At 39.1% G+C, this 22,201-nt stretch carries 24 protein-coding genes; 5 read left to right on the top strand and 19 right to left on the bottom strand.

Features of this window, described 5'->3' with window-relative positions:
- Window positions 1–258: 258 nt before the first annotated feature.
- The 4 genes from AACU33_RS15925 to AACU33_RS15910 all read left to right on the top strand — a co-directional run bounded on the left by AACU33_RS15925 (window position 259) and on the right by AACU33_RS15910 (window position 6,103).
- Window positions 259–984 (top strand): helix-turn-helix domain-containing protein, encoded by a 726-nt coding sequence (locus AACU33_RS15925; RefSeq protein WP_096589606.1) that lies wholly within the window; start codon window positions 259–261, stop codon window positions 982–984.
- Window positions 878–3,628, top strand: a complete 2,751-nt coding sequence (locus tag AACU33_RS15920) for an ABC transporter transmembrane domain-containing protein (RefSeq protein ID WP_096589605.1) — start codon at window positions 878–880, stop codon at window positions 3,626–3,628. Before AACU33_RS15925 ends, AACU33_RS15920 begins: the two co-directional genes overlap by 107 nt.
- 70 nt (window positions 3,629–3,698) lie before the next feature.
- On the top strand, window positions 3,699–5,222 hold the full coding sequence (locus AACU33_RS15915; protein ID WP_096589604.1) for an HlyD family efflux transporter periplasmic adaptor subunit: 1,524 nt from the start codon (window positions 3,699–3,701) through the stop codon (window positions 5,220–5,222).
- A 140-nt stretch (window positions 5,223–5,362) separates the two neighbouring features.
- Window positions 5,363–6,103: a peptidylprolyl isomerase gene (locus AACU33_RS15910; protein ID WP_096589603.1), complete on the top strand. Its 741-nt coding sequence runs from the start codon at window positions 5,363–5,365 to the stop codon at window positions 6,101–6,103.
- An 89-nt stretch (window positions 6,104–6,192) separates the two neighbouring features.
- Here AACU33_RS15910 and AACU33_RS15905 read toward each other — a convergent pair whose 3' ends face one another.
- The 19 genes from AACU33_RS15905 to AACU33_RS15815 all read right to left on the bottom strand — a co-directional run bounded on the left by AACU33_RS15905 (window position 6,193) and on the right by AACU33_RS15815 (window position 18,076).
- Window positions 6,193–6,450 (bottom strand): hypothetical protein, encoded by a 258-nt coding sequence (locus AACU33_RS15905; protein WP_096589602.1) that lies wholly within the window; start codon window positions 6,448–6,450, stop codon window positions 6,193–6,195.
- Between the two features lie 168 nt (window positions 6,451–6,618).
- On the bottom strand, window positions 6,619–6,810 hold the full coding sequence (locus AACU33_RS15900; RefSeq protein WP_096589601.1) for a hypothetical protein: 192 nt from the start codon (window positions 6,808–6,810) through the stop codon (window positions 6,619–6,621).
- A gap of 34 nt (window positions 6,811–6,844) precedes the next feature.
- Complete coding sequence (locus AACU33_RS15895; RefSeq protein ID WP_096589600.1) at window positions 6,845–7,060, bottom strand: hypothetical protein; 216 nt, start codon at window positions 7,058–7,060, stop codon at window positions 6,845–6,847.
- A 430-nt stretch (window positions 7,061–7,490) separates the two neighbouring features.
- On the bottom strand, window positions 7,491–7,682 hold the full coding sequence (locus AACU33_RS15890) for a hypothetical protein (protein WP_096589599.1): 192 nt from the start codon (window positions 7,680–7,682) through the stop codon (window positions 7,491–7,493).
- 26 nt (window positions 7,683–7,708) lie between these two features.
- Window positions 7,709–7,924, bottom strand: a complete 216-nt coding sequence (locus AACU33_RS15885; protein ID WP_086834631.1) for a hypothetical protein — start codon at window positions 7,922–7,924, stop codon at window positions 7,709–7,711.
- Window positions 7,925–8,218: 294 nt separating this feature from the next.
- On the bottom strand, window positions 8,219–8,953 hold the full coding sequence (locus AACU33_RS15880) for a peptidylprolyl isomerase (protein WP_096589598.1): 735 nt from the start codon (window positions 8,951–8,953) through the stop codon (window positions 8,219–8,221).
- Window positions 8,954–8,976: 23 nt separating this feature from the next.
- Complete coding sequence (locus tag AACU33_RS15875) at window positions 8,977–9,993, bottom strand: aldo/keto reductase (RefSeq protein ID WP_096589597.1); 1,017 nt, start codon at window positions 9,991–9,993, stop codon at window positions 8,977–8,979.
- On the bottom strand, window positions 9,993–11,099 hold the full coding sequence (locus AACU33_RS15870) for a T3SS effector HopA1 family protein (protein ID WP_096589596.1): 1,107 nt from the start codon (window positions 11,097–11,099) through the stop codon (window positions 9,993–9,995). Before AACU33_RS15870 ends, AACU33_RS15875 begins: the two co-directional genes overlap by 1 nt.
- Window positions 11,100–11,124: 25 nt before the next feature.
- On the bottom strand, window positions 11,125–12,258 hold the full coding sequence (locus tag AACU33_RS15865) for an aminoglycoside phosphotransferase family protein (protein ID WP_096589595.1): 1,134 nt from the start codon (window positions 12,256–12,258) through the stop codon (window positions 11,125–11,127).
- Between the two features lie 398 nt (window positions 12,259–12,656).
- Window positions 12,657–12,854 carry a hypothetical protein gene (locus AACU33_RS15860; RefSeq protein WP_096589594.1) on the bottom strand — a complete coding sequence of 66 codons (198 nt, stop codon included), beginning with the start codon at window positions 12,852–12,854 and terminating at the stop codon, window positions 12,657–12,659.
- 28 nt (window positions 12,855–12,882) lie between these two features.
- The gene (locus AACU33_RS15855; RefSeq protein WP_096589593.1) at window positions 12,883–13,077 is read right to left on the bottom strand and encodes a hypothetical protein; all 195 of its coding nucleotides are present in this window, start codon (window positions 13,075–13,077) and stop codon (window positions 12,883–12,885) included.
- A gap of 24 nt (window positions 13,078–13,101) precedes the next feature.
- Window positions 13,102–14,358 (bottom strand): nif11-class peptide radical SAM maturase 3, encoded by a 1,257-nt coding sequence (locus AACU33_RS15850; RefSeq protein ID WP_339376060.1) that lies wholly within the window; start codon window positions 14,356–14,358, stop codon window positions 13,102–13,104.
- Between the two features lie 85 nt (window positions 14,359–14,443).
- Window positions 14,444–14,797: a Nif11-like leader peptide family natural product precursor gene (locus tag AACU33_RS15845; protein ID WP_096589591.1), complete on the bottom strand. Its 354-nt coding sequence runs from the start codon at window positions 14,795–14,797 to the stop codon at window positions 14,444–14,446.
- A gap of 39 nt (window positions 14,798–14,836) precedes the next feature.
- A complete protein-coding gene (locus tag AACU33_RS15840; protein WP_096589590.1) occupies window positions 14,837–15,154 on the bottom strand; it encodes a Nif11-like leader peptide family natural product precursor in 318 nt (105 codons plus the stop codon).
- Window positions 15,155–15,173: 19 nt separating this feature from the next.
- Window positions 15,174–15,611, bottom strand: coding sequence for a nitrogen fixation protein (locus AACU33_RS15835; protein WP_096589589.1), 438 nt, complete (start codon window positions 15,609–15,611; stop codon window positions 15,174–15,176).
- Between the two features lie 32 nt (window positions 15,612–15,643).
- Window positions 15,644–15,883, bottom strand: a complete 240-nt coding sequence (locus AACU33_RS15830) for a hypothetical protein (RefSeq protein ID WP_096589588.1) — start codon at window positions 15,881–15,883, stop codon at window positions 15,644–15,646.
- A gap of 445 nt (window positions 15,884–16,328) precedes the next feature.
- Window positions 16,329–16,727 carry a nuclear transport factor 2 family protein gene (locus AACU33_RS15825; protein ID WP_096589587.1) on the bottom strand — a complete coding sequence of 133 codons (399 nt, stop codon included), beginning with the start codon at window positions 16,725–16,727 and terminating at the stop codon, window positions 16,329–16,331.
- A 27-nt stretch (window positions 16,728–16,754) separates the two neighbouring features.
- A complete protein-coding gene (locus AACU33_RS15820; protein WP_096589586.1) occupies window positions 16,755–17,039 on the bottom strand; it encodes a hypothetical protein in 285 nt (94 codons plus the stop codon).
- Between the two features lie 374 nt (window positions 17,040–17,413).
- A complete protein-coding gene (locus tag AACU33_RS15815) occupies window positions 17,414–18,076 on the bottom strand; it encodes a glutathione binding-like protein (protein WP_096589585.1) in 663 nt (220 codons plus the stop codon).
- 1,157 nt (window positions 18,077–19,233) lie between these two features.
- Between AACU33_RS15815 and AACU33_RS15810 the strand changes: the two genes are divergently transcribed.
- Window positions 19,234–22,125 carry an alkaline phosphatase family protein gene (locus AACU33_RS15810; RefSeq protein ID WP_096589584.1) on the top strand — a complete coding sequence of 964 codons (2,892 nt, stop codon included), beginning with the start codon at window positions 19,234–19,236 and terminating at the stop codon, window positions 22,123–22,125.
- Window positions 22,126–22,201: the final 76 nt, after the last annotated feature.

Here is a 22,201-nt window from a genome sequence, read left to right as displayed (position 1 = left end):
GGCATAATTCGTGCCTCAATAGCTTCTATATGGGCTATAACAAAGAGACTTCGACATACTTTCAATTTACTGTTTGAAAGTTTGAGATGGCTCTCAAATTAAAATGCAATTAACGTTTTTTTAGTAATTTTTAATCACTTTTGTCATGAATAATTTGTCGAGAATCGCAATTAATGTGGAGTGAATTTTGCTTTTATAATTTACAAAAAGCAATACTTTGTTAATGCAACTAAAAACTTAGAAGATAGCTAGTTAAATATGTCGCACTATCAAACGAAAACTGACACCAAATATTCAGGTAAATTTGATGGTAAGTGTTTAACATCTTTTCAGCGCAAAATTTTACAAAAGAGTTTACAAAACAATCTCCCTGATTCTTACCGTCAGCGTATTGAAATTATGTTACTGGCAGATGAGGGAAAATCTCAAACCATTATTTGTCAGACTTTAGGGTGCTGTCCAGCAACAGCCAGACATTGGATGCACATAGCGCGTAGTGGTATGGCGCATCAATGGCGAGATTGTGCAATTGGCCGCCCTAAAGCAGTTACTGAAGAATATTTAGAACATTTAAAAGAACTTGTCAGTCACAGTCCTCGCGATTATGGCTATTCTTTTAAGCGTTGGACAGGTAACTGGTTAAGTCAACAGTTGGCGAAAGACTTGGGAATTAAAGTCAGCGGTCATCACATTAATCGGCTGCTGAAGCAAATGGGATTATCAATTCGACCAAAACCTATTACTGCTGAGGAAACAACAATAGAAAAAACCAAAAGTTCCAAAATTTTAATTGGCGACCTTAAATCAGCAAATACGCCAGATAATACTGAATTTTTACCTATTAACTTTGCAAAATTAGGAACAGACTCAGGGATTCATGGTGCAAAATCTATCAGATCCGTTAGTGTCTCTGGAACAGTTCAGCAATATTTTGGGGTATTCGCTTTCAGAAGTAGAATTTCAGCGCTGTCTGCAACAATTTAAATTTCTCAACCCCAAAGTTGGTAAGTTCTGGCAAGGAACTGACGTTGAACCAGGTATCTACATTGTGATTGCTGGTAAGGTGAGGTTGCTCGATCCTGGAGGTGAGTTGATCGCTACTTTGGAAAAGGGGGCTTCATTTGGAGAATTTACTTTATTTCCAGAGGCTAAGTTCAAGCCCTATGCTGCTAGGGCTTCGATAAATTTGCATTTATGCTTTGTTCCTAGTGAGGTGTTGTGCCTATTAATGGATAATCATGCTCCAATTAGGGAACATTTGTGGCAAGCAGCATTATTTCGTAATTCTCTACAGGTAGATCCGAATAATTCCCCAGTAACAGCGATGTCTACGACGGGCTACGCCTACGCATCAGGCTTTACACATAAAGCAGATATTTTGTCAACGGCAACCCCAGAACCACCACAAAAAAAGATTAGTAAAGCCTATTTTCCCAGACCTACCCAGCGAGTCGGGCATTTATGGCAACGGGTAACTCGTCGCTATCCATTTTTCGCCCAACAGAGTGCATCGGACTGCGGTGCAGCTTGTTTAGTGATGGTGTCGCGCTATTGGGGTAAACGCTTTAGCGTGAATCGTTTGCGGGATATCGCCAATGTAGACCGCAATGGTGCATCGTTGCGGGGGTTATTAACAGCGGCGGAAAGTCTTGGCTTTGCCACAAGACCTGTAAAGGCTAGCCTTAACCAGTTAGCAAAGCAAAAATTGCCTGCAATTGTCCACTGGGAAGGCAAGCATTACATTGTAGTCTACGAAATTACCCCGAAACACGTCATTGTTGCAGACCCAGGTATTGGTCAACGCACCTTGAGTCACGCAGAATTTCAACTTGGCTGGACTGGTTATACACTACTGCTGCAACCGACAGCCATGCTGAAAGATGCCAAAGAAAGTTCTACCCCTTTTTGGCAGTTTTTTGAGTTGCTAAAGCCTCACAGTCTGGTGATGCTGGAAGTCTTTATTGCTTCCGTATTTATCCAGATATTTGGACTGATTACACCCCTGTTTACCCAGTTAATTTTAGATCGAGTAGTTGTACAGCGATCGCAACTGACTTTAACCGCAGTCGGAATAGGTTTGCTGATTTTTAGCCTCTTTCGGGTAGCAATGACAGGGTTGCGGCAATATCTGCTAGACCACACAGCTAATCGCATAGATTTAGCCCTAATTGTTGGGTTTATACGCCATACCTTGCGCTTACCCTTGAGTTTCTTCGAGTCTCGCTATGTCGGGGATATTATCTCCCGCGTCCAAGAAAACCGTAAAATCCAACGCTTCCTTTCCGGTGAAGCATTATCTATCCTCCTAGATTTACTCACAGTATTTATCTATGTAGGATTAATGTTTTGGTACAGTTGGAAAATGGCATTGCTGGTGTTGGTAATTGTACCGCCGTTTGCTTTATTAGCATTAATTGCCACACCTTTTCTCCAAAGGATTTCCCGCGAAATATTTAATGCTGTTGCCAATGAAAGTAGTTATTTGATTGAAGCCTTAACTGGTGTCCGAACAGTGAAAGCTACAGCAGTAGAGCATACAGTTCGTTGGCATTGGGAAGAGTTATTAAATAAAGAAATCAAAACCAACTTTTCTGGACAAGTTATTAGTAACCGCTTGCAAATTTTCAGCAATGCGATTGAAGCAGTAGTGACTACCGCCTTACTATGGTTTGGGGCACATTTGGTTATTCAAAACCAGCTAACTATTGGGCAGTTAGTGGCTTTTAATATGCTTTTAGGCAATATTATTACACCATTTAAACGCTTAATAGTCTTGTGGAATCAATTACAGGAAGTAGTGATTGCCGTCGAACGCATTAATGATGTCTTAGATACAGATCCAGAAGAAGATTTACAACACCAAGCACGCCAAAATCTCCCGTATGTTCGGGGAAATATCCGCTTTGAAAATGTCACATTCCGGTATCATCCAGAAAGTGATGTCAATATTTTAGAAAATCTCAGTTTTGAAGTAAAACCAGGCCAAATGGTAGCACTAGTAGGACGTAGTGGTTCTGGAAAAACTACCATTTCTAAATTAGTTTTAGGCTTATATCCACCTACGGATGGTAAAGTGCTAATTGATGGACAAGATATTACTAGTATTTCCTTGCGTTCCTTACGCCAAGAAGTTGGGGTAGTTGACCAAGACACATTTTTATTTGGTGGAACAATTCGCGAAAATATTAGCTTAGGACATCCCGGCGCACCTTTAAGTGAAGTTATCGAAGCTGCAAAATTAGCAGGTGCTGATGATTTTATTAAAAAATTACCAATGGGTTATGAAACTCAAATTGGTGAAGGTGGCGGGTTGTTATCTGGTGGACAACGACAACGCATAGCTATTGCTAGAGCCTTGTTAGGTAATCCCCGACTGCTAATTTTAGATGAAGCGACTTCTCATTTAGATACCGAGTCAGAAAGAATTATTCAGCAAAATTTGAACACAATTCTTCAAGGAAGAACTACTTTAGTAATTGCTCATCGCCTTTCCACCGTACAAAATGCAGACATGATTTTAGTATTAGACAAAGGCGTATTAATTGAAAGTGGAACTCATGCAGAATTGATGGCGAAGCGAGGGCATTATTTTTACCTCAATCAACAGCAATTACAAGGCGTAGGATAAACAGAAATAGGGTGGGCAGTGCCCACCTTTTTATTAAGTTCTAATTTCAAAATCTTTATCAAGGGAAATCATGACAGATATCTTGAATGGACGGGTTAAAAATCCCTTAATAGAAGATGTATCTCATCCAGAAATTTTACCAGTCCCACCACCAGTAACAGCAAAGGATGATTGGTCGGAAATAACGAAAGAGTCGCTAGAAAGCCTACCTCAAGTTTGGACGAGAGGATTGCTATATTTCTTAGTCATCTTTATATCTATAGTTTTACCTTGGGCAATTCTAGCTAGAGTGGATGAAACTGGCACAGCTAGAGGAAGAATTGAACCCCAAGATCGGACAATTAAACTAGATGCTCCTGTGGCTGGAACTGTTGCTGAAATTCGAGTCAAAGAGGGCGAATCAGTTCAATCTGGGCAGACTCTATTATTATTAGAATCAGAATTAGTCAAAACCGAATTGCGCCAAAATCAAGAGAAATTGGAAGGACAATTAAATCGACTTTCACAGTTAAATTCATCGAAAAATCAGTTAATTGTATCTTTGACAACTCAACAACAACAAAATCAATCTCAACAATTAGAAAAGCAAGCTCAAGTTGACCAAGCACGGCAGAATATTAATACTTTAAAGAATGCCTACGCTTTACAAAAAGAAGAGAAATTATCTCAATTAAATCAAGCACGACAAACTCTGGAAAACAGCCTAACTGTTAATAAATTGATGGAAGGTACTTTAGCAAGTACCCAGCGAGAAGTGGAGCGTTATCGTAAACTCAAACAAGAGGGAATTGTACCAGAGATTAACTTGGTAGAAAAGCAAGATATCGCTAAAGATAAACAAAAATTATACGAACAAAGCAAATCAGATATTGAACAGTCTAAGTTACGTTTAGAAGAACAGCAGAGTAGTTACGAACGCAATCTTCGCCAAGCTAATGCAGATATTGAACAAGCTCAGTTACGACTCAAAGAGCAAGAAAGAGGCTATCAGTCTTTGACTCGCTCTGGTCAACTAGCCTTACTGAAAATTGCCGATCAACAGAAAGCATTAGACACAGACATTACTTCTTTAAAAGCAGAAATTGCTCAAACTAAAAGTCAGATTGAATCCTTAAAATTTCAATTATCCCAACGTGAGATCAAAGCTACTGTTAGCGGTACGCTATTTCAGTTACCAATTCAAAAAGCTGGCTCTGTAGTGCAGCCAGGAACAATGCTAGCAGAGATTGCACCTTTAAACTCACCTTTAATTATTCGGGCACAGATGGCAACGACAGAAAGTGGTTTTTTACAAAAAGGATTAGCCGTTAAGTTAAAATTTGATGCTTATCCATTTCAAGATTATGGGATTGTCTCAGGAGAATTAATTAAGATTTCTCCTACTACAACAGAGATAGATACACCTAATGGAAAAGTAGCAGCTTATAACTTAGAAATTGCCTTAAAACAGCATTGTATCCCTTCTGCTAATAAATGTATTGCTTTACATCCAGGAGATACAGCCACGGCTGAAGTGATTGTACGCCAGCGTCGTATTATCGATTTTCTTATCGATCCATTTAAAAAGTTGCAGCAAGGTGGCGTAAAGTTATAAAAATTTTAACTTAATTATGTATTTTAAAACCTAATTATCCGACATGCATATCTATAAATGTCGAATAATTATGGTAAAAATTGCATAGTTATAGCCGGATAAAACAAGATAGAAACTTTACTTAATTTAGGAGGAATATCGTGTCACAACCCATAACAATTACTAGCGAAGACATTCTCCATCAAATCAAGTTAACTTGTAAAATTCCTGAGATAGTTGAACAAATTCTGAACCGCAAGGTTATTATATCTACTGCTGAGGAAGCTGGAATTAAAGTAGAGGTTGAAGAACTACAAAAAACAGCAGACCAAATCAGGCTAGCTAATAAACTCAACAGTGCTGATGATACCTGGGCATGGCTGGAAAAACATGGTCTTTCATTAGATGATTTTGAAGACATCATCTACCATACTATTATCTCTAACAAATTAGCTCTTTATCTGTTTGCAGAGAAAATTGAACCACACTTCTTTGAACATCAACTAGATTACTTGAGTGCCGTGATATATGAAGTCGTCTTCGATGATGAAGATTTGGCAATAGAACTTTTTTATGCTATTCAAGAGGGTGAAATTAGTTTTTATGATGTTGCTCACAAATACATTAAAGACATAGAACTACGGCGAAAATTAGGATATAAAGGTATAGTACAGCGCAAGGATATGAAATCGGAAATTTCTGCTACAGTCTTTGCTGCCCAACCGCCACAATTGATTAAGCCAATTGTCACATCCTCTGGTATACATCTCATTCTTGTAGAAGAAATAATTCAGCCACAATTAGATGAGAGTATACGTACTAAAATATTCACCGAATTATTCTCTGAATGGTTAAAGAAAAAGACTGAAACCATGAATTATTTGTTAAAAGTTAACAACTGAATAATAAGCTTTATCCCACTGATATGAATATGTGGGATAATTTTATAGATTAAATAAATTTGCTAAGTTGATGCTACTAAGGCTGCAAGCTAGGAAATTACGTCCCTATAAATTTGGTAGATAACTAAACAGGTAAATGTTGTAATCATCACCCAGATAAATAGAACTTCAGGACGATGCAATTGATTTAAATTGTGAACTCCAACTCTAGGGACGATAAATTGTCCTAAAGCTATTATTAGCAAAATACCAGCGAGTACATAATTACCAAGAATTATTTGTGAAATTCCCATAATGATAAATATGGGAATTGTAATATCCAGAGGGTTAGAACGATTGCTGAACATAAATTCTACCTCTTTTGAGTGTTGAAAAAATCTTTGTTTACAGCCTAATTTTTGCTGAGAAAGCAGGAGTCAGACTTTATGCGACTCTAAATTTAAGTTTTTATGACTCCTGCACTTAATTATTTCATAGTTTAAAAAATTGCGAACCTTTGATTATGAAATCAAGGGTTAGGAGAAAATTTGACTGATTGCTTTGCCTACACCATAGCCTGCGGAGAACACGATCAGGCTTGTAATTACTGGAGTGATTCCACCTTTATTCAGGTCTAAGTCATTATCGGTGAGTTCATCCAAGAATGTTTCTTCATCAGCAATCAATTCAAAACCAGCACTTAGCTGTTCAATGCGAATTGTAGCCATTGTTTACTCCTCACTTAATATCTTAATTTACAGGTTACTTAACTGCTGTATAAATACCAGCACCAACGCCAACAGCAAAAGCACCAATTACATATTCGGATGTGATTGCTACACCCCAAATTACTACAGGTGTTAAACCACCGTTAACTGTGTTTAGTTCTGAATCAGCTAAATCACTCATGAAATTTTCAGAACCAGCAAATAAATCTGCGCCAGCAGGGCGTAAGTCATGAACTGTAATAGCAGCCATTTTCAAACTCCTAATAATTTTGAAGAATTTTGGATAGGTAGAACTTAGCTAAAATTCGTCAATAGAACTTCAGCCTTCTATTAACTCCTATTAATAAATTGCCATAAACAAATTGATATATCTAGGGATAATGCTCTATTTTATGAACATAAAAGTTACTGTTATTTTCCACTTATCTCGAAACGACATCAAATTAAGTAATTTATACTATCAGGCTTATAGCTAGAGATTAAACAAGCAAAGCTTAGAGATACGTACTAAATGAATAAATCTGCTTTCTGCCCTAAGCTTTTAAATTAAATCCACTAAAAATTTGTGGGATAGACTTATTGGCTAAAAAATACATAAATAAAATAAGAGCAGGAAGCCATGTTAAAACATAACTTTCTGCTCTTGCTATTGGTGATTTGACCTTCAGTTATATCAATGGTTATTTGAAGATTTCACTGATTGCTCTGCCTACACTATAGCCTGCGGAGAACACGATCAGGCTTGTAATTACTGGGGTGATTCCACCTTTGTTTAGGTCTAGATCGCTATCAGTGAGTTCATCCAAAAATGTTTCTTCGTCAGCAATCAGTTCAAAACCTGCGCTTAATTGTTCAATGCGAATTGTAGCCATTGTTTACTCCTCAGTTTATTTTTAAGTTACTTAAGTGCTGTATAAATACCAGCACCAACACCTACGCCAAAAGCACTAATTACATATTCTGATGTGATTGCTACACCCCAGATAACTAAAGGTGAAATACCACCATTAACTGCATTGAGTTCGGAGTCAACTAAATCACTCATGAAGTTTTCAGAACCAGCAAATAAATCTGCACCAGCAGGACGTAAATCATGAATTGCAATAGCAGCCATTGCAGTCTCCTGAGAATTTTGAACAATTTTTGGTTAGAGATATAGATTGCTGAAACTCATCAATTGAATTTCTAGCTTTCTATTAATAAATTGCCATAAATAAATTGGTGTATCTACAGATAACCTTATATTTGATGAACATAAAAGTTACTTTTATTTTCCTAATCTGAAGGCAAAAGAACAATTTGATAACTATAGATATATGAATAAACCTACCTAAACACAAGTTATAGGTAGGCTTGATGATTTAAAAAAATATTTTGCTATGACATCAATCAAAATTATATATTTTTATTAAAATTGTTTATTTTTTAACCAATCTTGAAATAAAGACTCCAAAATTTCTTCTCGAATTTCACTTAAATTTGCAGGCATCCACTTCTCGATTCGGAGGATGTGATAACCCATTTGAGTTTGAATTGGCCCAACTACTTCACCTTCCTTTGCATCAGCGATCGCTTTTGCTATTTCTGGCAATAATTCAGCCAGAAAGCGGATTCCAACGAAGCCACCATTTTCTTTTGATTGTTTCCCTTGCGAATATTCCAATGCTAAAGCCGGGAATGATACCCGATTTTCTTGTAGAAGTTGAACAATAGTAGTTGCTGCTGTTAAATCCTTGACTAAAATTTGCGACAAAGCTACACGCTTATAACTATCGCGGTTGTTAATGTAGTGAGCATCAACGTTCTCACCAAAGAGATGTTCTTTTAATTTTTGAGTGAGTAAAGATAAGCGAATTCCATGTGTCCAATCTTCTGCGCTAATTCGTTGCTGTGTCAGCCATGCTATTGTTTCGGAAACTCCTAGCAGTTTGCGATCGTGGCGAAATGAATCTCCTGCTGCTTGCAATTCTTCATCAGTCACAGAAATTCCCAAGCGATCGCATACTCTAAGTATGTATATATTTTGTGCCGCAACTGCCGCTATTGTCGCAATTGTAAAAGAGTGACGTAAATAAGCCAGGATATCTTCATCAGATGCGGGTGCAATTTCAGGTAATGTCAATTGTGGTTTGGAATCTAGCATAAGCTGTAGTGTATTTTTGATATCTAGGAACGATAAATTAAACGTTCTGGTGAAATATCCCCAAGAGAAAGTCTGTTGCGATGTAAATCTCCGTATAGATTGAGGTAGTCAATTTCTGCTGGGGAAAGCTTACCTTTTTGGATTCCGGCGATCGCAGCATCAATTTCTTGCCGATATCGCCATCCGGTTAAGCACACATCGACGCAATTCTGGCTTAAAGAGTAGCGATATAAATCGGGTACTGACGGTTGCCAACAACCTGCTGGTAAGCTTTGCGGCGCATCCCAAAGAACTCCTGTATGAGAACCTGTAGATTTAAACGTCACGATACCAGGGCGATGAGGGTCTTGGGGATCTAGCCGATCAAATACCTGCGATTGTGCAGACCGATGAGCAACATTGTGTCTGACCATGACTACATCCAACAGAGGGCTGTTAGACCACTGTTGAGCAAGATTGACATCGTGAAAAGAAGCACCAATATAGCGAACTGCTCCCATTTTCTTCAGGCGTTCTGAGATGCCAAGCATTTTTTCAATACTGCGTTGATATACAGAGTTAGGCCCTCTTAAATCAGGAGAAAGTTGCAAGCAATCTTGTAAAGCCGATCCATCTTTAACGCCAATCCAGCCCCAGAAAAACACATCAATATAGTCAATTTGTAAATCAACAAATTGATCGAACAAAGCAGCCATTGCCATTTCTGGACTTTTAATATAAGTCGCTGTTGCCAGTACAACTTGTTCTCGCTTTGCAGAACTACGTCCACACAATTGGCGCAGTGCCCCAGCCATTGAACTATAGATATGATGATGCAGGTCGCTGGAATAAAAAAAGTAGTTAATTCCTTGGTCAAAGGCGTAAAGGGTATCTTCACTGGAAATGTGACCGCCGCCTCCTAAACCCAAACAGCTAACTGTCAGGTCAGTTCGTCCCAAATTTCGATAGAAAGGCAGGTCTGATTCTGGGAATTTAGGATTTGGACAAGTATTTTTATTTGTTTCTACTAAAACCTGTGAAGAAAGATCTGTTATTAGCATCAGTTCAATAACTGGTAGATGTCTTCCGAATTAGCATTTAAGTAAGTACGCTGCAAATTAATCCCCAAGCGCGAAAATTCCTGACGGATAGCTTGTATCCGCCCTGCTGGAGAATTATCACCTTGATACCAAGCCGCTAGTAATCCATTGGCTACAATTTGGCAGCGATTCATGCCAAAGCTTTCATGTTCGGCAAACTTTTGGTCTGGTTCTTCTGCTAAACCCAACCCAGGTTGAAGCTGCATTGTAAATAAGGGAACTTCCGGCTGAAAATGTAACTTATTTTCTCGATAAACAATCTCTAAAACTTCCTTAACTACTTGATAATCGCTTTTATCAAAGTATAAAACTCCAGAATCGTGCCGTCCGTAATCTTTGGGATTATATAAAACCTTAAAACTAAAAGAAATTGCTAAATCATTTAATCTCTGTGTCAGGCTTCTCATTACTTCCACAGCGCCTTCAGGAGTTAAATTGAAATAGATTCGTACAGTCGCTTGGGAATTTTTAGGATTTGTAAGACCGGGAAAACCTAGATTGCCAACTGCCATATAAAAACCATTTTGCACCCGGTTTTTAGGCATTCGGATAGCTACTAAATCGTTAACTACGGCAGCTTGTTCAATAGCTTGAAGATGCTTGTTACGTTGAATATGTAACCTCAAACCACCTTTAGTTACAGCTAAAGTACCATCTATTTCTTCTCTGATTACAGTCCAACCAGGATCGAAATAACCTTCTCCACAATTACTTTCATGTAATTGCTCATAAAAACTGATATCTATCCCCAAGACAGTATTATTTTCTAAATCGAGGGGCAAAGTATTACCTTCACCATTTAGTGCTAGCGCAGTTCGCATTGAACCGTTGTAATAAATTCCATAAAGAAAACTCCGCAGTTGCAGACTCAGATATTTCTGCTGCATCTGAGTTGGCATTTTTTGAAACCGTTCAATGATTTGAGATGGTAATTCTAAAGGTTTATAGTCTAGATGATGAATGGAGAAATCAGATTTAATTTCGATTTTACGAACAATATCTTGCAGTACATCCAGTAATCGCCCAGTTAAAGTTAGCTGAGATTGAGGAGAATTTAATAATTGCATAATTATTTAGTTGCAATGAAATGATTTATATAACAGCCGCAGTACCAAAAACAGTTGGCATTGATTGTACAGGACGACATAATAATGTTTTGGCAACCTGAAGCATCGCAATTCCTGTATTGCCAAAGTATTTTTGATATTGAATCATCGCCTGAATTTGTTGAATTAAAGCAAAACCTGTAAATTGCACTACCCGCTGCAAAAAGTCGGGGCGGTGTTCTACAATTTTTGGAAATCTAGTTAAATAAGCTTGGGTTAATGTGCCAATTGAAGGTTGAAGTAGTTCTAAAGGTGCGATCGCTAAACGCAGAGATTCTTCCATACTCAAAGAATTACTGATGACTAAGCTACCTAGCCAGATTTGTACGTAGCTACCAATAAGTGTTCCCAAATCAAATGCTGGATCTCCCCAAGCAGAACGTTCCCAATCAATTAAGCGGATTGTATTATTGCTGGAAGACTGCCAATCTTTTTGCAGCAAGATATTATTCAGTTTCAGGTCATTGTGGGTTAAACAAGCAGGAATTACAGCATTACCTAGTTCTGCGATCGCTTCTCCCAAACTATCATAACGCTGATAGAGGACAAAGAACTTTAATCCATCATCAGGTATCAAGCCAAAAATTTCCGGTTCAACTCTTTCTAATCTCCGCACTAAATAGGATACTTGGTCAACCATTAAATTATCTGAAGATTTAGAGAAAAATTCTTGATATTCTTGGTTGTTAAAAGTGTCACGATGAATAGTGCCTAAGATAGTGCCGATTGCTGTGGCAATTTCTGCGGGAAAAGAGTTTCCTTTTGTGTAAAAATCCATTAAATCCTGATAATCGTCTAGGTATTTGAAGAGAATAATGGAATTGTCTAGATCAAAATGCAGTACTTCTGGCAAAAAATGCTGATAGTTATTAAGACTGGGAAATTGCTGTAAAAACTTTTGAATTCTCCACTCAGCTAAAAACTCACCAGCAGTTTTACCTTCTCGATCGTGTCGTTCTTGCTTAATAAGAAGCTTACGACTATCTGCAAGAGTTAGCAATAAATTAAAATTCTTTGCAGTTACTGGTTCTACCGTGCAGGAACTTGTGTCAGATTGATTACATACACCCTGCTCAATGAGATAACCGAAAACATTATCCGAGTTTAAAATGAATTTCATAAGCTTTCAATGTCTGAACAAGTTTTTTAAATTTAAAATAAATACCCGTTTTAAAGTCAAATAGTATTAATTTTTTTCTATTAAGTAACAAACCCTCATGGTTGGTGAGGGTTTATTGTTAGAGATAGACTATAGCGAAAACAAGGTGATAAAACCTCGGTGTGGTTGTTGAGTTGAGTTGTAATCTGTTGCGAGATTAGCTCATAGGTTATGCGATCGCTATATTTTAAAGTTTGACATTTAACTATTGTTAAAGCAACTAGAAGAATTATGTTTTTGGAACATAATTGTTTTAGTATTGTCCAGCGATCGCGATTCTTCAGATTATGGGTAGGCAGGTTTTTACATAAGTAAGGTTAGAGACAACCATAGCCGCTAAACCAGTTGTCAATGTTCAATCACCGAATTAAGGAAATAGACGGTGCAAAAATATCTTCGGAGATAGGAACATTAATTACGCTGATGTTAGTGGTAATAAAAATTCCACCATATTGCATACAAAGTTCATCATCTTTTAAGTCTAAGAGAAAAGTCTCAGAATCTTGAAAAAACTCAGAACCAGCAGAATTTAAATCGGAAACTTTTAATCTAGACATAAACCAATGTTGAAGATTTCTCAAAAAATTATTTGTTAATGCTCAAAATCCCTGCTTCTTTTTCGATTCGATCTAAAGCCTTTTTAGCTTTAAAGACAACTCGCATATATGCTATTTGGCTGTTCCAAGCTAAACGAGGTAAAAGAGGTTCTTGAGAGTCTAATTCAGATGGAGAGCGATCGCCATCTGTTGTAGGCAGACGATCGGTAGAGCTATCATTCATAGGATTGGGATTGCTGAACTTGATTTAACTCAAAACCACTAAAGATGGTAGCGATAATTCTTCTTGCCAACTGTCTGGCCATTGAATGCGGTCAGCAGTAAAGTGAAGCGGATCGTTTTCTGGCCAAGGAGCATTAATAGGCTCTTCTACTAAAGCGAATTCTCCATTATCAAAGGGATTACCATCAGCACTACGTTGCAGAAATACTCGTTCGCGGATGCCTTGTTTTTGTTGAGTGAGGGCGCGATGATGGCAATAGGGATTGTTACCTCGCTTGTCAAAAAAGACGTGTGCAGTCCAACTGCAACCACCTCGACATAGTTCAGCAAATTCACAAGTTTTGCAGAAACCCCACAAATGTTCTGTGCCCTTAGGAGTACCAGCGCCTAAATTAAACCGCAGTTCTTCTGTTTCTTCGATGATGCTGCGCAAAGAGCGATCGCGGATATTTCCACCGGTGTAAGCTGTAGTTGGCAGTGAAGGACAACCTTTAATCGCCCCATCGGCTTCAATTCCTAAAGCAGACAATCCCGCACTGCACCCTTGCCAAAACGTCCAAGCATCGCCGCCTCGTAAAAAGCGCTCATAAGGGCCGTAGTAGCCGATGTTATTTCCTGGCTGTACCTGTACCCCTTCTTGCTTGGCTCGTTGCGCAACACGTGCAATCATTGGGTATACATCCAGTAATTCATAAGGTTGCAGCAGAATCTCGCTATTATCGGCTGCATTCCCCATCGGTACGGTTAATTGAATTTGCCAGGCGAAGATTCCCGCGTCGCGTAGATACTCATAAATACGAGGGAATTCTGGTGCAGATAGGCGATTGATTTGTGTATTGCAACCAAAGGGAATACCCGCTTGCTTAAGGTGACTCATGGTTTTAAACGCCCAATGCCATGAACCTTGTCTACCACGGATGCGATCGTGTGTTGCTTCTAAGCCATCAACAGACACAGAAACTACATGAATTCCAGCTTCCTTCATTTTGTGGGCTGTGTCTAGAGTAATACCATAGCCCCCGGTAGTCATACCGCAAAGCATTCCCGCTTTGGTAATTGCTTGGGCAATCTCTAGCCAATCAGGACGCAGAAAAGCTTCACCGCCAATTATCGTTACTTCTGTAATCCCAACTTCCGCCATTTGTCTGACTAAATCGAGGGCTTCTTCGGTAGAGAGTTCTTTTGCCCTTGTATGGCCAGCGCGAGAACCACAATGCTGACAAGCAAGATTGCACTTCAGGGTAATTTCCCAAACCGCATAACTAATTCTGCGATAGGTCACGAGAATAAACTCCCTTAATCAATTGTTCTATCAGGGGAGGGGTAAATTCTCATTCCTCCCCATATTGAGCTTTTTTTAAGTTGCCTCAAATATCAGTGGTGGTGACAACTCCATACAAAGGCTGAGGATAAATAGGCGGCCATTTAATCGGAGGCCACACAATAACTCCATATAAAGGCTGGATGATGGGCTGACCAAGAATGCCACCAAAAACAGCTTCTAGTTCTTTTTCACCTAAGTCTTTGAGTTCGCCCTCAGCCCCATTTGATTCTAATAATTGAGTTGTATATTCTTCAAACTCTTCTTGAGTAAAATCAAAGCCAGCACTTTTGACAACTTGGCTACATTCATCCTTACTTTCAACAGCTTGCATTTGGCTACGGAAAGCTTCATCAGATGCTAGCTTTTCGTAAAATGCTCTGACGTTCTCTAAAGACATAATTTTCTCCTTAAGAAAAACCAAAATTATCTATCAGAATTAGAGCAATGAACGAATTTGGGTAATTACAACTCCGTACATCAGGATTGGCAAAACCCCAGGAAAAATTACAGGTATTGCTCCACCAAATACAGCTTCTAATTCTTGTGGATTTAAATCTTTTAAATCATCATTGGCTGCATTGGTTTCTAGCAATTGCTCTGTATATTCTTCAAATTCTGCTGGGGTAAAATCAAAACCAGCGTTTTGCAAAATTTCTCTACCTGCATCTTTGCTTTCTACGCTTTGTATTTGGTTACGAAAAGCTTCATCAGATGCTAGTCTTTCGTAGAAAGCTCTAACATTTTCTAAGGACATAATCTGCTCCTGAGATGAGTTAAATAGCAGTTGGCATTGCTACTTCAGTTGCTAGTTCAGAGGCATTGTAGTTATCTGTAATTACCTGAGGACAACGCATACAAGCTGCCTTACCTTCTTGTTGCCACCATCGGCAATCTCTGCGTATGGCACAAGGGGGTAATTCCTCTGCGATCGCAGGTAACTTTTCGACAATGCGCGTGGCTAGACGACAATCTTGTCCATCAAAATGTTGGCAGCCTTTTGTGGCACAAGGTGAGGCTGTGCGAAAAATTTCTGCGGGTGTAACTGGGCTAGCTTTGGCTATGAGTTCATCCGTGAGTGTTTGGGGCTGCTTAAGATAAGCTACACGGGGTTCTGCTACTGTTCCACTGATAATACCGAAAACCACACTATTCTCAGGTTCTGGTCTAGCACTGGGGCAAAGTGTAGTTTTTTCAGCAGCAATGTTTTCCATTAATTGCGCTTCAGTAAAAAGAATCTTGATGGCTAAATGGTTGGAGTTGGGATGGCGATGATTCCTACAATAATCGGAGGTTTAGCAATCAAACCGATGGTTGTAGATGCTAGTCCACCTGCAACATTTTTCGCTTCTTCATCAGATACATCTAACAAAGCATCTTCTGAATCTAAACCTTGATTGCGTCGTGCGATCGCATTATTTACAGCATCATCAATTAGACTGTTGATTTCTAGATGACCTTTGTAATTTCTCTGATGCTTTTCCATGTTGATTCTCCTCAGAATTTATATCTGAATTTAGGCTTAACATCCGTTGATTTTAAGATAGAGAAAAATTATTTCAGCGTTATTTGTGGCTTTTAATTGAACCAAAATAAAATATTTATGTTCTAAAATTTTGCCGTTTAATTTAAATTAGCTAGCTTTCATCAAAAAAGGCGAGATAGTGCATCCCGCCGTTTTCATTATTTGGGTCAAAATTGAATCTCACGCTTTTTATAAAGTAATACTCATCCCTAGAAATCAAACTTCTAGATTATGAGCAATAATCTGTTCTATAGCAACACCTGCCCCGTGGTTTACCTTTACATCTTGTAGTTGCACTTTATGAGGTATAATATTTGAGACTTTAAACTCGCCTCACAAAACCGCCAGTACAAGCGATCGTGCTGTCTACGATCAACGATATGGATATTAAAGTCTGAAGCTGCGATTATGCAAACAGAGGTGTTGTATCGGTGTAAAGTCTAATAGAAGTTACCAAGCCTTTTGAGTTGCGATCGGTGAAAGCTACTGCTGAAAGTGTTACCAGTTTTCCATCCTTGCGTTTGTAATGATTTAACGCTTCCAGGGCAAACGAGGAATCGTTACCATAAATATTTAGTAAATCGTGAGTCAAGTTATCAAAGGTAGTCCAGTAATTAGATAGATCCTGCAAAATAATAGCCTGACCTGGAACTGGACAATTATTATTGAATTGCATTACACAATCATTTGCTAAGAAAGTGCCGTATACTTCAATGTTCTTGGTATCAATAGCCTGCAAGTAGGTGGTATACCACTCGTAAGCACGATCTGAAAGCTGATTGATTCTCAGCTTATCTGTTTTCATTAGTTACGGCTCCTTAGCTCGTCCTTATTAATCTTGAGATTCTTCAGAGATAGATTCTGATTCAGTTTCAGGATCTGGTTTGACATTGATTTTTGGTTTAACAGGTTTCGGGCCACGCACTAGTGCAGGACTAACTTGCTGCTTGCTTTCATCACGAAAAGATCCTTTTTTTCCTTTACCAGAGGAGCGATTACGACTTGGTTTTGAGCCTTGAGGATTAGACTCTGTAGGAAGCACAGAATCCAAATTTTCGTCAGTATCAGTATTTGCTTGGGGCTGACGATCTGATTTTTTAATTGGGCGTTCTACCATTGTTGATTTTTGTAAAGCTATCTTTATGATATATCTATTTGATGATAATCAATCTATTAATTAGCATTTTTTAGCGCATTTTATCAATAAGATTACGGAAGTTAAAAAGCATTTGAGACGGCTATACGCTTTCAGTAACTAGACTGAATCAACCATAAATTGGTAAAGACAAGTGAATCTCCTTTTGATTACTCGTGCTCAAGAAAATAGCGGTTCTCGTTCCGAGAGGCTGCGCCAATGCTACAAATGCAAGAAGGGATTTGCTGCACATCTGGGATTTTAAATTTAATCTTGCGATACGAATAAAGTCTGACCACCCTGGCTATAAAACTTTTAGCAGGGTCATCAGGTTTCGTATTTATAGCCAGTCTCTTCTAGGGTGAGAGCACAACCTTGTCATTAGCAGGGTTTGAAATCTTGAATGCTTCTGCTTTTTCGTAAGCGCGAATTGTTGCCGGACGTGCCTTTATTGTCTCAAACCAACGCTTCAGATTAGGAAAATCTTCTAAATTTTGATTTTGGCGCTCATAAAGGACAATCCAGGGATAAGCAGCAATATCAGCAATAGAATAAACGCCAGCTACAAATTCTCTATCTGCTAGTCGTTTATCTAACACTGTATACAAGCGTCCTGTTTCTTTGACGTAGCGGTTAATGGCATAGTCAATTTTTTCTGGTGCGTATTCGCCAAAGTGGTGATTCTGTCCAGCCATTGGCCCTAAACCTCCCATTTGCCAAAATAGCCATTGTAAAACTTCTACGCGCACATCTTGAGGAATTAATTTCCCAGTTTTTTCTGCTAAATATAGCAGAATTGCACCAGACTCAAAAACAGAAATTGGCGCACCTCCATTTGCAGGTTTATGGTCAACAATTGCAGGAATGCGATTGTTAGGAGAAACATTAAGAAACTCCGGCTTGAATTGCTCGCCAACCATAATATTAACAGGAATAGTGTTGTAAGGAATTCCAACTTCTTCCAAGAAAATTGTGATTTTATTACCGTTTGGGGTTGGCCAATAATAAAGGTCAATCATAGATTATTACCTCTAATTTTTGTAATTGTATTGAGAAACTACACTTTTTTGCTGCTAGTATTCCACCACAATAATTTCGGAGTAAGGACTGAAGTCCTTACTTTCAGCAAACTCTGTGCTGATTACGTAAGTATCTAGAATAATTAATGACATGAACCACTAGCTAATGTTGTTTATGATTTGTCATTAGTTATGATTACAAAATCTGAGCACCGACTTCCGGATATCAGACAAGGCGCTTTTGTGATTTGTCATTTGTCCCCGCTACTAGGGTCTCTTTGGAGAGCATCCCAGTTTTTTGCAAAGAGTGCAAAAATCAGTCAGGGTAATTAAAACGAGTGTATGTACTTACCAACAACTCAGAACAAAAGCAAGCCCGTCAAGAATATGTTCAAGCGATGCCTTCGGCGCGGACAATGGAATCGAGAAAATGTGCCTCAAATCCCTGGCTCATCGCTGTGCCTACCTTAATGGATTATTGTCTGTTTGAGTCACTTCAAAAAGTGAGATTTTTCGTATAGTGCAGTGATTTTCGCTAAAGCTCTTTCTAGTTTAAATTCAACTATCAAATTTAATTAGAATTTGTTTATGTTGTACTAATTTTTATCATTGAGGGAGTTATACTCCCTCTTTTTGTTTACCTTTTATTAACCGAATCTTAATGTTCAAAGTAAAAAATACAAGAGTTTATTTATGCCTCTATCCTATAGTAGATTTTTGCTAATTTAATTTGTCAATTTCAGGATTTAATATACTTCTCGGACTGTTGTATGGACTTAACTTGTTTATAACCTTTCTTCAACTTTGAACTGTTATCCTTTTATATGGTTACTAAAATCTAAGACTTTTAATTATCCACACGAATGAGTAGTGGATTTAGAGCATTTTGTCGCCAAATACTACTTTTCTCTAGCTAAAAAATTGAAATGTGAAATAGGGATTGGCAATTAATTAATAACAAAGTCCTATGAAGGTGTTTTTGTAAAAATCAGAAAAGCGAACAGATATTTAAATGGAAAAAATCCTCATTTGTATCTGCCTTTTCACCTAATTGGCTTACATAAACACGAAATTCCTACGACACCTCAATAGGGCTATATGTTAGCGAGCCAATCTCCCTATCAATTGCAGAACTAAATACTGAAGGAGTAGTAGGCATGGCTGATACAAACAGCAACAGTAGAAATGTCATTATTTTTGTTGCGGATGGATTGCGAAACGGTTCTGTAAATCCAATTGATACTCCAACTTTATATAGTATCCGTCAGCAAGGAGTTAATTTTACTAATAGCCATTCGCTATTTCCTACTTTTACAACCCCGAATGCTTCTGCGATCGCTACTGGACATTACCTCGGTGATACAGGCGACTTCAGTAATACTGTATATACTGGTTATCCCGTAATTAACTCCAATGGTAGTGTTACACCATTTATTGAAAACGATCCGATCCTTGCCGATCTCAATGCCAATTCTAATCTTGCCGATCCAGATACCAGTTTCAGCAAAAATAACTTCCTGACAGAAGAATCACTTCTAGCTTATGCCCGCGCTAATGGGTATTCTACAGCGGCGATTGGTAAGCTTGGGCCAGTGGCAATTCAAGATGTTACCCAAGATAGCCGTACTGGTGGGACGGCAACTGCCAATATTACGCCTAAAACTGTCATCATCGATGACAGCACCTATATCAACAGCATTGCCAACGCTACTAATCCTCCTGTTAACAGTGTTGGTTCACAAAATGCAATTCCATTGAGCCAAGCGATCGCAACTGACCTGAATAATGCGGGTTTGATCGGTCAAAATGTCCCCGGTACAACCACTGTAGCCACTACTATCGGTAGCATCAGAAGCAATCAGCCAGCGGGGAGCTTAACAACAGCCGGAACCCTCAACCCTAATGCTCAACAACAGCAATACTTTGCGGACGCTACTACCAAAGCTGTTCTACCTCAGTTTGTGGCTGATATTGCTAGTAACACTTCTAAAGGATTTGCTGCTGTCTATTGGTCTAGAGATCCTGATGGTACTCAACACAACAATGGTGATGCCTTTAACCCTGCCGATCCTGGTAACAACTCCCTCACCATTGGTATCAATGGCCCTACTTCCAAGAAGGGTATTCAAGATGCTGATGCCAACTTAAAGCAGATTATTGATTATTTGAAGGCGACACCAGACCCGGCAAATCCTGGTCATACGCTCTACGAAAATACAGATATTTTTGTGACAGCCGATCACGGGTTTTCTACAATCAGTAAGCAGGCCGTAGGGGTGAAATTTGATGCAGCAGGTACACCAACCTACATCAACACAACTAGCTATGCTGCTTCCTTGAGCTATTACACAGTAGATGCTACTACTGGTGTGAAGACTCCGAGTGTTCACGCTGGATTTTTACCCCCCGGTTTTGTAGCGATCGACCTCGCCCATGACCTTGGTGCGACTCTCTACGATCCCAATAAACCCACAGCCCCCGTTACTACTAGCAATATCAATAATATTCAATACGCCGTAGTTGATCCCACCGCAGGTCAAAACCCTCTCAGTGGTAATGGTGTGATTGGTGGTAGTGGTAAGGTTGTCAATGGCGTAATTGACCCTAATACCCAAGTCGTAGTTGCTGCGAACGGTGGCTCGGATTTGCTATATGTTCCCAGCAAAGATAAGACCTTGGTCGCTAAGATTGTTTCGTTCTTGGCACAAAAAGATTACATCAGTGGTATCTTTACTGATGATGCTTTTGGTGATATTCCTGGGGCGCTCAAACTCAGCACGATTGGGCTAGTAGGGACTTCAGAACTTCCCACTCCTTCGATTGTCATTAACTTCAAAACCTTTAGCACTAACCCGAATAATCCTAACGATCCTCAAGCGCAAGTAGAAGTTGCTGACACGACTCTCCAGCAAGGACAAGGGATGCATGGTAGTTTTGGTCGCGGTGATACTTTCAATAATATGGAAGCGATCGGCCCTGACTTTAAAGCAGGTTATGTAGACTCCGCGCCTGTGAGTAATGCTGATGTTGCACCCACACTAGCTAAAATTCTGGGGTTCAACATTCCTAGCATTGGTGATTTAAAAGGACGCGCAATTACAGAAGCATTGGTAGGCGGGCCTGATACAGTTGAATATACTAAGGGAACTGTAAGGTCTCAACCATCTGCCAACGATCAAGCCACAATTCTCAATTATCAAACTGTAGGTGATAATAAATACTTTACCGCTGCCGGATTTAGCGATCGCACTGTGGGGCTGAATGCCGTACAATTAGACCTGCAATTTGGTTCTAGTAACAGCGACGACCTCACCCCTAAGCCGGGACAAACCTTATTTACAGGTGATGGTGCAGATACGGTAGATGCAACCAATAACAACACAATTATTGCTGGTAACGGTGATGATACAGTATTTGCAGGTAGTAATTCTACTATAAATAGTGGTGATGGTAATGACCAAGCTTTAGTGGGTGTTAATGGTGCGGCTAGCAATACCACTGTTGATGGTGGCGCAGGTAACGATGAAATCACCGTAGTTGAAGCTGGTAGTAGCAATAACCTATTTGGCGGCGCTGGTTCTGATACCCTGCAAGTAGTTGAAGGTTCGCATCAATTCCTCTTCGGTGGTTCCGGTAACGATACTATCACCAGTAATGGCAGCAATAACCGACTCTATGGTGGCTCTGGAGATGATAAACTCTTCTCCAGCGTTAATGACTCCCTTTTTGGTGGTGATGGTGATGATGTGTTATTTGCTGGTTCTGGCGGAGGTAATCGCCTGACTGGTGGTGCTGGTGTCGATCAATTCTGGATTGCTAATGCTAGTCTTCCGACTAGCAAGAATATTGTCACCGACTTTAACCCAGGAATTGACGTAATTGGCATTGGCGGTATTAGTGGAGTGACTAAATTTAGTGACTTGACACTATTACAACAAGGTAATGACACTTTGGTAAAAGCCGGAAGTACTGAATTAGCTTCATTACTAGGAATTACCTCCAGTACGCTGACTGCAAATGACTTTGTTTTCTCTGTGAGTGTGGTGTAAACAGAAAGTTATTACATCTGTAGTAATTTTCTCATTGCGAGGAAGTCAGACTTCCTCGCTTTTTCTATCTATAGGA

It is taken from the genome of Calothrix sp. NIES-2098 (genome assembly GCF_963875125.1).
In the GTDB taxonomy this organism is placed as follows: domain Bacteria; phylum Cyanobacteriota; class Cyanobacteriia; order Cyanobacteriales; family Nostocaceae; genus Aulosira.
The sequence above is the reverse complement of the archived record's forward strand: the minus strand, read 5'-3'. Positions and strand labels throughout refer to the sequence as shown.

What these genes read in the sequence shown, in the direction of transcription:
- AACU33_RS15925 (WP_096589606.1), top strand. Translation starts at nt 259, where the DNA reads ATGTCGCACTATCAAACGAAAACTGACACCAAATATTCAGGTAAATTT.
- AACU33_RS15920 (WP_096589605.1), top strand. Translation starts at nt 878, where the DNA reads ATGGTGCAAAATCTATCAGATCCGTTAGTGTCTCTGGAACAGTTCAGC.
- AACU33_RS15915 (WP_096589604.1), top strand. Translation starts at nt 3,699, where the DNA reads ATGACAGATATCTTGAATGGACGGGTTAAAAATCCCTTAATAGAAGAT.
- AACU33_RS15905 (WP_096589602.1), bottom strand. Translation starts at nt 6,450, where the DNA reads ATGTTCAGCAATCGTTCTAACCCTCTGGATATTACAATTCCCATATTT.
- AACU33_RS15900 (WP_096589601.1), bottom strand. Translation starts at nt 6,810, where the DNA reads ATGGCTACAATTCGCATTGAACAGCTAAGTGCTGGTTTTGAATTGATT.
- AACU33_RS15895 (WP_096589600.1), bottom strand. Translation starts at nt 7,060, where the DNA reads ATGGCTGCTATTACAGTTCATGACTTACGCCCTGCTGGCGCAGATTTA.
- AACU33_RS15890 (WP_096589599.1), bottom strand. Translation starts at nt 7,682, where the DNA reads ATGGCTACAATTCGCATTGAACAATTAAGCGCAGGTTTTGAACTGATT.
- AACU33_RS15885 (WP_086834631.1), bottom strand. Translation starts at nt 7,924, where the DNA reads ATGGCTGCTATTGCAATTCATGATTTACGTCCTGCTGGTGCAGATTTA.
- AACU33_RS15880 (WP_096589598.1), bottom strand. Translation starts at nt 8,953, where the DNA reads ATGCTAGATTCCAAACCACAATTGACATTACCTGAAATTGCACCCGCA.
- AACU33_RS15875 (WP_096589597.1), bottom strand. Translation starts at nt 9,993, where the DNA reads ATGCTAATAACAGATCTTTCTTCACAGGTTTTAGTAGAAACAAATAAA.
- AACU33_RS15870 (WP_096589596.1), bottom strand. Translation starts at nt 11,099, where the DNA reads ATGCAATTATTAAATTCTCCTCAATCTCAGCTAACTTTAACTGGGCGA.
- AACU33_RS15865 (WP_096589595.1), bottom strand. Translation starts at nt 12,258, where the DNA reads ATGAAATTCATTTTAAACTCGGATAATGTTTTCGGTTATCTCATTGAG.
- AACU33_RS15860 (WP_096589594.1), bottom strand. Translation starts at nt 12,854, where the DNA reads ATGTCTAGATTAAAAGTTTCCGATTTAAATTCTGCTGGTTCTGAGTTT.
- AACU33_RS15855 (WP_096589593.1), bottom strand. Translation starts at nt 13,077, where the DNA reads ATGAATGATAGCTCTACCGATCGTCTGCCTACAACAGATGGCGATCGC.
- AACU33_RS15845 (WP_096589591.1), bottom strand. Translation starts at nt 14,797, where the DNA reads ATGTCTTTAGAGAACGTCAGAGCATTTTACGAAAAGCTAGCATCTGAT.
- AACU33_RS15840 (WP_096589590.1), bottom strand. Translation starts at nt 15,154, where the DNA reads ATGTCCTTAGAAAATGTTAGAGCTTTCTACGAAAGACTAGCATCTGAT.
- AACU33_RS15835 (WP_096589589.1), bottom strand. Translation starts at nt 15,611, where the DNA reads ATGGAAAACATTGCTGCTGAAAAAACTACACTTTGCCCCAGTGCTAGA.
- AACU33_RS15830 (WP_096589588.1), bottom strand. Translation starts at nt 15,883, where the DNA reads ATGGAAAAGCATCAGAGAAATTACAAAGGTCATCTAGAAATCAACAGT.
- AACU33_RS15825 (WP_096589587.1), bottom strand. Translation starts at nt 16,727, where the DNA reads ATGAAAACAGATAAGCTGAGAATCAATCAGCTTTCAGATCGTGCTTAC.
- AACU33_RS15820 (WP_096589586.1), bottom strand. Translation starts at nt 17,039, where the DNA reads ATGGTAGAACGCCCAATTAAAAAATCAGATCGTCAGCCCCAAGCAAAT.
- AACU33_RS15815 (WP_096589585.1), bottom strand. Translation starts at nt 18,076, where the DNA reads ATGATTGACCTTTATTATTGGCCAACCCCAAACGGTAATAAAATCACA.
- AACU33_RS15810 (WP_096589584.1), top strand. Translation starts at nt 19,234, where the DNA reads ATGGCTGATACAAACAGCAACAGTAGAAATGTCATTATTTTTGTTGCG.